Annotated in this window: 8 protein-coding genes; 6 read left to right on the forward strand and 2 right to left on the reverse strand. The window is 33.4% G+C overall.

What is annotated here, in order from left to right:
* The first annotated feature begins 183 nt into the window (after nt 1–183).
* The 4 genes from DFQ03_RS06345 (at nt 184) to DFQ03_RS06360 (ending at nt 4,656) form a co-directional block, all read left to right on the forward strand.
* On the forward strand, nt 184–1,605 hold the full coding sequence (locus DFQ03_RS06345) for an MBL fold metallo-hydrolase (RefSeq protein WP_133672328.1): 1,422 nt from the start codon (nt 184–186) through the stop codon (nt 1,603–1,605).
* A gap of 16 nt (nt 1,606–1,621) precedes the next feature.
* A complete protein-coding gene (locus tag DFQ03_RS06350; RefSeq protein WP_133672329.1) occupies nt 1,622–2,869 on the forward strand; it encodes an NAD(P)/FAD-dependent oxidoreductase in 1,248 nt (415 codons plus the stop codon).
* 184 nt (nt 2,870–3,053) lie between these two features.
* Nucleotides 3,054–3,722, forward strand: coding sequence for a DUF6799 domain-containing protein (locus DFQ03_RS06355; protein WP_133672330.1), 669 nt, complete (start codon nt 3,054–3,056; stop codon nt 3,720–3,722).
* Between the two features lie 31 nt (nt 3,723–3,753).
* The gene (locus DFQ03_RS06360; RefSeq protein ID WP_243834437.1) at nt 3,754–4,656 is read left to right on the forward strand and encodes a hypothetical protein; all 903 of its coding nucleotides are present in this window, start codon (nt 3,754–3,756) and stop codon (nt 4,654–4,656) included.
* Between the two features lie 162 nt (nt 4,657–4,818).
* Here the strand turns inward: DFQ03_RS06360 and DFQ03_RS06365 are convergent, their stop codons facing one another.
* A complete protein-coding gene (locus tag DFQ03_RS06365; protein ID WP_133672331.1) occupies nt 4,819–6,036 on the reverse strand; it encodes a metallophosphoesterase in 1,218 nt (405 codons plus the stop codon).
* 14 nt (nt 6,037–6,050) lie between these two features.
* Complete coding sequence (locus tag DFQ03_RS06370; RefSeq protein WP_133672332.1) at nt 6,051–6,647, reverse strand: CDP-alcohol phosphatidyltransferase family protein; 597 nt, start codon at nt 6,645–6,647, stop codon at nt 6,051–6,053.
* Between the two features lie 333 nt (nt 6,648–6,980).
* Between DFQ03_RS06370 and DFQ03_RS06375 the strand changes: the two genes are divergently transcribed.
* Both DFQ03_RS06375 and DFQ03_RS06380 read left to right on the forward strand, forming a co-directional pair.
* Entirely contained in the window at nt 6,981–7,445 is a 465-nt protein-coding gene (locus DFQ03_RS06375; RefSeq protein ID WP_133672333.1) for an Hsp20/alpha crystallin family protein, read from the forward strand.
* A gap of 136 nt (nt 7,446–7,581) precedes the next feature.
* A complete protein-coding gene (locus DFQ03_RS06380; protein WP_133672334.1) occupies nt 7,582–10,242 on the forward strand; it encodes a cation-translocating P-type ATPase in 2,661 nt (886 codons plus the stop codon).
* Nucleotides 10,243–10,450 lie beyond the last annotated feature (208 nt).

Below are 10,450 nucleotides of genomic sequence, written 5' to 3' on the forward strand. Positions count from 1 at the left end.
CTATTATAATTTTTTCGAGCAGAATGCTTCAATTTTAGACCGTACTTTTTTCTGTATTTAGATAGTACTGACGCAGGTCATTTCGTTTTAAAGTGCTGTTTTTCAGATTTGTATTCTAGAATATTTTGGGGTTTACAAGTTTGTTGTACTCTAATTCAATGCTAACTAAAATTACTATAAGTCATGAAAGTAGAACAAATTTATACAGGCTGTTTGGCGCAGGGTGCATATTATATAGAAAGTAACGGTGAAGCTGCCATAATAGACCCATTACGTGAAGTTGAACCTTATATTAAATTGGCAAAAGAACGCAAGGCAAAAATTAAATATGTTTTTGAAACTCACTTTCATGCAGATTTTGTTTCAGGTCATATTGATTTGGCAGACAAAACAGGCGCAGACATCGTATATGGACCAACAAGCATGAAAACGACCTATAACATTATTGTTGGTAAAGATGGGCAAGAATTTAAGTTGGGTAATTCAAAGATTAGATTGATCCATACTCCTGGTCATACTATGGAAAGTAGTTGTTATTTGTTAATTGATGAAAACGGTAAAGAGACATCTCTTTTTACTGGCGATACGTTGTTTATTGGTGATGTTGGTAGACCTGATTTAGCGCAAAAGGTCATTGCTGAGCTTACCCAAGAAAAATTGGCAGGGCACTTGTATGATTCGTTACGTAATAAAATTATGCCCTTACCAGACGATATAATCGTATATCCTGGCCATGGTGCCGGTAGTGCTTGTGGTAAAATGATGAGCGATGAAACAACCGATACTTTAGGCCATCAAAAAAAGACCAATTATGCTTTAAGAGAAGATATGGGCAAAGAAGATTTTATTGATGCCATTCTCACAGGTTTAACACCGCCACCAGGTTATTTTCCTCAAAATGTGATGTTAAATATACAGGGTTACGAAAGTATTGACGAAGTTATCAAAAAAGGCACTAAACCATTATCAGTTGATGAATTTGAATTATTATGGAAAGAAAAGTCTGCTGTGATTATCGATACTAGAGAAGCTCAGGTTTTTGCTAAAGAATATATTCCAGATTCGTATAATATAGGTATTGACGGAAGTTTTGCCAACTGGGTAGGAACAACTATTGTAGATGTTAAAAAACCAATATTGATAGTTGCGGAAAAGGATAGGGAAGAAGAAGTGGCAACTCGCTTGGCTCGAATAGGTTTTGATAACACCTTAGGATATTTAAAAGGTGGCATAGATGCTTGGAAAAAAGCAGGTAAAAAAACGAGTACAATACCAACTATTGAAGTAAAAGAACTTGCACATAAAATGATAGATACCGATGTACATATATTAGATGTACGTAGGGCAAGTGAATACAATAGTGAACATATTGAGGGAGCCATTAATGCTCCACTTGACTATTTAAATGATAGTATGACCAAGATTGATAAGAGCAATACATACTATGTTCACTGTCGAAGCGGATATCGTTCAATGGTTTTTGTGTCAATTCTAAAATCATTGGGGTATAATAACTTAATAGATATTAAAGGAGGTTTAAAAGCAATAAAAGAACTGGGTAAATTTAAATTATCCGATTATCGTGAACCTACTACAATGCTTTAATTTAAAATCAAGCAAAATGAAAACAAGGTACCAAATATTGATTATCGGGGGTGGCACGGCCGGTTTAATGACAGCTAGTAGCTTATTACGTAAAAACCCTAAGTTACAGGTAGGTATTATAGAACCATCTGAAGATCATTGGTACCAACCCGCTTGGACTTTGGTAGGTGCCGGTACTTATAACTATAATGATACTAAAAGACCAATGGCAGAAGTAATTCCGGCAAATGCCGATTGGATCAAAGATAGTGTCAACTCTATAGACCCTAAGAACAATTCCGTTGGTTTAAAATCTGACAGAAATTTGGTCTATGAATATTTAATTGTAGCCCCTGGTCTTAAGTTAGATACCAGTTTAGTAGAAGGTTTATCAGAGGCGATTGATAAAGGGGTGGTATGTAGTAACTATACAAACCCAAACCATACGTGGCAAGTTATTAAAAACTTTAAAGGTGGTACGGCATTGTTTACACAACCACCTAAGCCCTACAAGTGTGGTGGTGCACCACAAAAGATAATGTACTTGGCAGATGACCATTTTAAAAAAATGGGTGTTAAGAAAAAGACTAAAGTTGTTTTTGCAACCTCGGGCGATGCTATATTTTCGGTTCCTGAAATTGCCGATACCTTAATTAAAGTAATAGATAAAAAAGGTATACATATTAAATTTTCTTACGAATTAAAAAAAATAGAAAGTAAGAAACAAATAGCTTGGTTTTTGGTAAGTCCGCAATCGAAAGAGCATAATCCGGTAACGCTAGATATTTTAAAAGAGAATGGTTTAATAGGTATAAAATACAACATGTTACACCTTGTACCACCAAATACTGCTCCAGACTTCATAATAAATTCAACACTTGCAGATTCCTCTGGATGGATGGATGTTAATCAATATACCTTACAACATACTAAATATTTGAACATATTCGGTTTAGGCGATGTAACCAATGTGCCTACATCTAAGACCGGTGCAGCAATACGTAAACAGGCCCCTGTTGTGGTACAAAATATTTTGTCGTTGATAAGTAATAACAATTTAAGCTCTAAAAAGTACGATGGGTATTCTTCATGCCCTTTTGTTACCGGGTATGGAAAAATGGTGTTGGCCGAATTTGATTATACGAAAAAATTTACTCCAGATCCTAAGTTAAAGCGAATGCTTATTAGAGATTCTTCAAAAGAACATTGGCGACTTTGGATTCTTAAAAAATATATACTCCCATATTTATATTGGCACAAAATGCTTAAAGGAAAAGAGGTGTAGCTATGTTATTTCTTAACTAAAATATAAATTTTTTAAAGGACAGCTATACAGTTTTTTCAAGCAAATTATAGGCTGTAAAACACAGTTGTATTTTTATATTTAATTGAGCTATAATGACTTGAATCATTTCGATGTTTTGTTTGATAAAATACATTTGTTAAAGAAATTTATTAAAACTAAAACAATGAAAAATTTATTCTTATTACTACTATTTATAATGTTGGGAACAAGTATAAACATTGCCCAGGATCAAGTACAAGATCGTGATCAAGACCGGCTCATGATGGTAGATGGCGATGTACTTCAAATTCGAGATCGTGATCAAATTCGTTTGCAAGAACCTATCATTTTAAATGATGGTACAGTCGTCAACCCAGACGGTTCGTATGTAACTAAAGACCGCGAGAGATTAGTTTTAAAAAATGGTGAATGCCTAGATAATGATGGTATCAAGTATAGAAATGAATACCAATATAGATATAAGGTTAAGCGAGAAAATACGGGGTTAAATCAAGCTCAGATTAACGAGCGTAACCAAAATAGATATCAAATAATGAAGATTGATGGTGAAACCTATCAAATAAGAAACAGGGAACAAAATCGAATTCAAAATCAAATAAATCTTGGTGACGGTATCATAGTAAACCCAGATGGATCTTATCAAAATGAAAAGCGAGAACAACTGCGCCTTAAAGAAGGGGAATGTTTGAATATGAACGGTGCTATGTTCAAAAATCTTTATCAACATCGTAAAATGATGGTTCAAAAAAATAAGATGATCAATAGAAATACGATTAAATCTGGCGTAAAGAAACCTAAGACCATAAAGAAGGGTAAAAAATCAGGTCAATAAAGACATTTTAATACACTAACACTAATTTATCATGAACGTTAAAATTCTCTCTTTTTTGTTGTTCTATGGTTTGCCCATAATTTTAATAGCTCAGAATAATAGAGAATTGGCTGAGGAAATCTATAACGATATTGAATCATTTTTTTTGATGGATATTAGCTATATCAACGATGCTGTATTTATGGGAAGGAGAGATTCAATAGCGGCACCTTATATTTATCCATCTCTAGGTTATTATGATGCATCGGGCTTCTTTGTTGATATTTCAGCATCTTATTTAGTTGGGTCAGAAGATAATAGAGTTGACCTATTTATGCCCAGTTTAGGATATACTTTTAGCGACCTTCAATTAAGTGGAAGAATTTCTGCTACCGCATATTTTTTTAATAAAGAAAGTTATAATGTAAAATCTGCGGTGCTGGGCGACATTTCTGGATTTTTAAGTTATAATCTGAAAATACTTGAAGCAACTGTTATGACCAATATCTTTTTTAATGATGGCGATACGACTGACTTTTTTACTGGGCTAATGGTTAACCGTATTTTTTACGTCAATGATCATAATTTTTTAATAAATCCTACAATAAGCCTTTATGCAGGATCTCAAAACTTTTATGAGGTGTATTATAATACAAGCAGGTTGGGTAATCGTAGAGGCTCTGGTCAAGGTATGGGAGCAACAAATTTAAATTCAGCAACTACGGTTGAAATCTCAGAAGCGACTAAATTCAATATTTTAAATTTAGAACTTAGCCTTCCACTACAATATTATCATAAGCAATTCATTTTTTCATTGAATCCAATTCTAGCAATACCTCAAAGTAGTGCTACTATTACAACTGAAGATTCAGTTATTTCTGAAGATTTAGAAAGCACATTCTATTTTACTGCGGGTATTAGTTATTGGCTTGATATGGCTAAAAGAACACCTTAAATTTTTTTTATAGAAATTTATCGGCATGAAATTGAGTATGGCTTGATTTAGATAAGACTGTGAAATATTATTTTTGAAATTAAATTTTTTAAGTTTCAAACTAGTAAAAGAATTCTTTTCTGTATAATCATTCTCGTTGATAAAAAAAGATGGCACGAACTATCACTTTTTATATAATTCGATAAGGGTTATTTCGGGTCTCATACCCAACCTACCAGGAAAACCCATCCATCCCAATCCACGAGTTACATATAGATATTGATTATTTTCTTTGTATAAACCTGCCCAATGTTTGTACTTATACTTAATAGGGCTCCACTTTTTTGTTCTAAAGTTGATTCCTGCTTGCATACCATGTGTATGTCCTGATAGTGTTAAGGCAATATTGGTATGGTGGGCAACTTCTTCTGACCAATGGGTAGGGTCATGAGACAGTAGTATTTTGAAGGTAGATTCTTCTACATTTTCCATTGCCTTTTCCAGATCTCCATATTTTTTAAATTCTGGATTGCCCCAATTTTCAACACCAATAATAGATAAAGACGTATTAGTTTTTTCTATGAATTTTGCTTCGTTTCGTAAAAGTGTAAAGTCTGTTTTTTTATAAAATTGCTGTATCTCATTAAAATTTGCTCGCTTCTCTTTTGGCGATGCCCATTGACTATAATCGCCATAATCGTGATTTCCTAACACAGCAAATTTTCCATCTTTAGCCTTTAGTTTTTTTAGTACCGTGTCCCACCCTCTAAGTTCCCAAGAAAAATTATTTACTAAATCTCCTGTAAAGAAAATTAAATCTGGATGAAGGTCATTTATTTTTTTAATGGCACGTTCTAAAATATGATACTTGTAATTAAAACTACCTAGATGAAGATCAGATATGTGAACTATGCGTACACCATTAAACTGCTGAGGTAAGGTTTCTAATTTTAAATTGATATGATGGACCTTAAAACGGTATACCGCACTAAAAATGGCATAAAGGATGATGAAAAAAGGTAGAAATCCTGAAAAAAGACCTATAGCAGGTATAACAATTAATGAGGTTTCTTGAGAAAACATAAAATTAGAAAAGTAGAGTAGACTAATAACGATTACGAAAATGAATTTGGGTATGAATGAAGAAACCGTTAAACCATATAATTTTGATATTATTAATTGTTGACGTTCTGGAGAAACTAGGTCTAGTTTTATTTTTAGAAGTAGAATAGCGGTAATTAAACCAATGGTAAAAATCCAGAAAAGAATATATATAAGGGTTTTTAAACCTACCGATTCAATTGGCCTTGTTATTGAAAGTAACCAGTAGAACGCCAAAATATCAATACCTAATATGACCAAACATAAAAGAACAATAGAAAATAAAGAATAGGATCGCATGTTATGGTTTATTGCTAAGGTGTTTTTGTATCTTTTATTCTTCTTTCGTCATTTAAAGCAAAAAGAAAACTTTTTACATCTGCCACCCAAGTATCATACATAAAAATGAGGGTAATTTCTTCAATGGTTTCTAAAAGTCCGATAACGATCATACAATAGAATAGCCAGTAAACCGGACCAAAAAATAAAAACCAAATTATAAATACAGCTTGTACAACAGCAGATATTTTTGCTAAATAAGTATGAAACGCAGTTGCCTTGCCATATTTAACAAATGCAATAATCATTTGTAGTAAATAAGGTATAAAAGCGATTAGTATTAATACTACATTCTCTTTAATGAAATTAACTTCAAAGACTAACAGACCAATTAAACCCATGATAAATGTTAACTGATCTCCTATCGAATCTAATTGTGAACCTCTCTCACTCGTAATTTTTAGTTTTCTGGCTAAATACCCATCAATAGCATCGGTACTATAACTTACGAGTAGAAACCAAGTAAACAGTTTTCTTTCATTGAACCATAAAAGAAGTATTAAGATAGGTATTGCTGCTACCCTATAAAATGAAAACCAATCTGCAATATTAAAATTTTTAAATTTCCACATAGGTGTATTTAAACTATTATTTTCTTGTTGTTTACGATGTTTTAAATAGTTGTTTGTTAGCTTAAATCTATAGAAATTAAAGGCTTATGTAAATGATATTTATCATAACATAATGGAAGTACGCTATACTGAACTATAAAATTTAATCACTTGATGTAGTATTGTTCGATGTAAAGAACCTTTGTTCTATACATAGTTTTACATAAAATATAGTTGGGTTTTAGAAGTAACCTTACAAAAAAAAAATACTGACTGACCTACATCATTTTAAACCCTTAAGGCGGAGTGTATTTTTGGTATATAATTAAATGTATAACCTTAAAACAAATTAATATGTCACTAGTAAAATTTAAGAGAAGACCTTTCGGAAACTTGATTACACAAGACTTTTTTGACATGGACGATTTTTTTGACAATCGCCAATGGGTAAGAAATATGATGCCTGATAATTTTTGGAACGGTAAAAGATCAGAGCCTGCTCTGAACATTAAAGAAACAGATGATAATTTTGAAATTGAACTTGCTGCTCCGGGCTTTAGCAAAAAAGACTTTGAGGTTACCATTGATGACGGGTGTTTGAACATTAAGGCTGAAAAGTCGACTTCAGAAGAAGAAACAGATGATAATTACACACGTAGAGAGTTTAGTTATAACGCTTTTGAGCGGTCATTGCAGCTACCCGATAGTATTAAACAAGAAGCTATTAAAGCAAAGTACAATGATGGTATTTTAAGCTTTAACCTAGCTAAAAAAGAAGAAGCGAAAAAAGTACCGCCTAAAAAGGTTCTTATTGCTTAAAAATTGTCTTAAAGATAATTTTAACCCCACTTATAATACCCTTTAAACCTTAACCTATTTAACTCATTAGTTGGTAGATAAGGTTTAGAGGGTATTATAATTTACAGCCTTTTGATTTCATTTTAAAAATATATTAATGGTCCAAAAACCGTTTGCTCTGTCTATTGATAAGGTGGTAACTATTTTAGAAAGCAATATTCAATCTGGACTAGGAGAAAAACAGATTCAAAATCTTTTGAACAAATATGGCCCAAACCAAATTCCAAAAGATGCTCCTAAAAAAAGATGGCGTATACTAGTTGATCAGTTTTTAAATCCTATTCTGTATATCCTTATCGCTGCAGCAATTCTAGCCTTCATTTTTAGTGATGTCTTAGAGGGTATTGCTATTCTTGTCGTTATAATTATTTCAGCTGGTATTGGTTTTTTTATGGAACTAAGGGCTATTCGATCTTTAGAAGCACTTCGTAAAATGGGTCAATCTAAAATACATGCTATTAGATCAGGAAAAAGGGTTCATATTAAAGGGATGGAGATAGTGCCCGGTGATATTATTTTATTGCGAGCAGGTGACATTGTGCCTGCCGATGCCCGTTTAATTACAATTGATAATCTATTGGTCAAAGAATCTGCCTTAACTGGTGAGAGCGTACCAATACGCAAAGTGGTTAAGGTATTAAAGGGAGATTCGCCAATTACCGATCAACATAATATGGTTTTTAGAGGCACCATGGTAACTTCTGGGTTAGGAAAGGCAATTGTTACCTCTACGGCAAAATTCACCCAATTAGGTCATATACAACAACTAGGTATTGATGCATCGCAAGAGCATACTCCATTAGAGAAAAAGCTAAACCATTTAAGCAAATGGCTCATTTGGCTCACTTTATTTTTTGCACTCGTGGTTATTATTGCAGGTTATTTTAGGGGAAAGGATATTTTATTAATGATAGAAACCGGTGTGGCGTTAGGTGTAGCGGCAATACCAGAAGGTTTGCCCATTGTTGCTACTATAGCCTTGGCACAAGGTATGTTGAGATTATCTAAAAGACAGGTTATTATTAAAAAAATGGAAGCTGTACAGACCCTGGGAGCTACTGATATTATCTGTACGGATAAGACAGGTACTCTAACCGAAGATCGTATGAAAGTACATACCATACTTTTTGGCAATAAGTCTTTAGATGATGTATCTATGACAGATACTTCAATGGCAATAAAAGAACTTCCAATTTTTGAAAATATTATTTTCGCTAGTGTTCTGTGTAATAATGAAAACCTGGGCACTGTAATTGACGGTCAAGGCGACTCAATTGAACGGGCATTACTAGAATTTGTTGCGTATTTAGGCTATGACCCTGTAACTATAAAAAATACTAATCCAGAAGAATTGGAATTACCTTTTGATGCTACCAGAAAATTTATGGCTACTGCACATAAAAACGGTAAGATCATCAAAGTATACGTAAAAGGGGCATTTGAAGCTCTTATACCTCATTGCGATTATATAATGGATGAAAAAGAAATTTCACCTTTTAAAACAAAAAGTGAATGGCATACTAAGGTGAATACTCTCGCTGATCATGGACTACGTACTTTGGCTTTTGCTTTTAAAGAAGTGAACCAACTTCCGACCTCAGAAACGATTGCCGACGGACTTACTTTTTTAGGTGTTATGGGGTTTCTTGATCCTGCACGTAGCGACGTTATGGCAACTATTGATGTTTATAAAAAAGCTGGAATAAAAGTGGTTATGGCTACTGGTGACCACCCCGGGACCTCCAAAAAAATTGCAGAGGAAATTGGTTTGTTGCAAATAAATGCTGAACCAGATAAAGTACTAATAGCCCAGAATATTAAATTTATAGGGCCTCTAGACTCTAAAGAATCTCAAAAAATTGCCAACGCTTCGGTATTTGCACGTGTTTCGCCAAAGCAGAAATTAGATCTTGTTACATTCTACCAAAAAAATAATCATATTGTAGGTATGATCGGTGATGGCATTAACGACGTACCGGCATTAAAAAAAGCTGATATTGGTATTGCAATGGGTATTCGAGGTACAGAGGCGGCCAGAGAAGCGGCCGATGTAATTTTAAAAAACGATAAGTTTACAGCTATAGAATTGGCCATTAAACAGGGTAGGGTAATTCTTGAAAATATTAGACAGTTCGTGGTTTATCTCCTATCTTGTAATTTGGCTGAGATTCTTTCTGTTGGCATCGCCGCATTTTCCAATTTGCCATCTCCTTTGCTGCCGATGCAAATTTTGTTTCTCAATTTAATAACCGATGTTTTCCCTGCCTTGGCGCTAGGTCTTGGAAAAGGGGAAGTTGATATAATGCAAAGGCCACCAAAAAACCCAAAAGCACCTATTATTGGTAAAAGCGACTGGAATTCAATTGTTTTATTTGGAATGTGTATAAGTGTAGCAGTTTTAGGTATGGTTATGTATACCCATTATGTGTTGAATTTATCAGAAAACATCATAAATAATATGGCTTTTTACACTTTGGTAATGGCACAATTATTCAATGTTTTTAATCTACCACGACATACCGAATCTTTTTGGAGAAATGAGGTCACTACCAACTTCTGGGTATGGGGAGCAATAGCTGTATCACTATTTTTAACATTTGGTATTACTCTTATAGCCCCAATTTCTAATGTGCTTTCATTGGAATTTATTACAATGTATCAATTGTTTTTGGTGATAATTTTTGCCATGGGTTCATTGGTATTGGCGCAGCTCATAGGTCGGTTAATGGGGTTTTTTAAAATGAAAAATAAAATTTGATTAAATAGAATTGGTCAAATAGTAAAACTGTCACTTGACTGTATATTATAAATACCACGAATGCCCTACCACAAAGTGTCAAAACTATTTTCAAAACGCCTTCTATTTTTTACTATTCATATACATGACGATTATCATATTAAATTATAGCAATGACCAATGTCATTTTTATAATTAAGCTTGAATAATACATTTATAACATAACGTG

Source organism: Maribacter caenipelagi (assembly GCF_004364175.1).
Classification (GTDB): Bacteria; Bacteroidota; Bacteroidia; order Flavobacteriales; family Flavobacteriaceae; genus Maribacter; species Maribacter caenipelagi.

Excerpts from the sequence above, each read along its gene's own strand:
- DFQ03_RS06345 (WP_133672328.1), top strand. The coding sequence starts at position 184 with ATGAAAGTAGAACAAATTTATACAGGCTGTTTGGCGCAGGGTGCATAT.
- DFQ03_RS06350 (WP_133672329.1), top strand. The coding sequence starts at position 1,622 with ATGAAAACAAGGTACCAAATATTGATTATCGGGGGTGGCACGGCCGGT.
- DFQ03_RS06355 (WP_133672330.1), top strand. The coding sequence starts at position 3,054 with ATGAAAAATTTATTCTTATTACTACTATTTATAATGTTGGGAACAAGT.
- DFQ03_RS06360 (WP_243834437.1), top strand. The coding sequence starts at position 3,754 with ATGAACGTTAAAATTCTCTCTTTTTTGTTGTTCTATGGTTTGCCCATA.
- DFQ03_RS06365 (WP_133672331.1), bottom strand. The coding sequence starts at position 6,036 with ATGCGATCCTATTCTTTATTTTCTATTGTTCTTTTATGTTTGGTCATA.
- DFQ03_RS06370 (WP_133672332.1), bottom strand. The coding sequence starts at position 6,647 with ATGTGGAAATTTAAAAATTTTAATATTGCAGATTGGTTTTCATTTTAT.
- DFQ03_RS06375 (WP_133672333.1), top strand. The coding sequence starts at position 6,981 with ATGTCACTAGTAAAATTTAAGAGAAGACCTTTCGGAAACTTGATTACA.
- DFQ03_RS06380 (WP_133672334.1), top strand. The coding sequence starts at position 7,582 with ATGGTCCAAAAACCGTTTGCTCTGTCTATTGATAAGGTGGTAACTATT.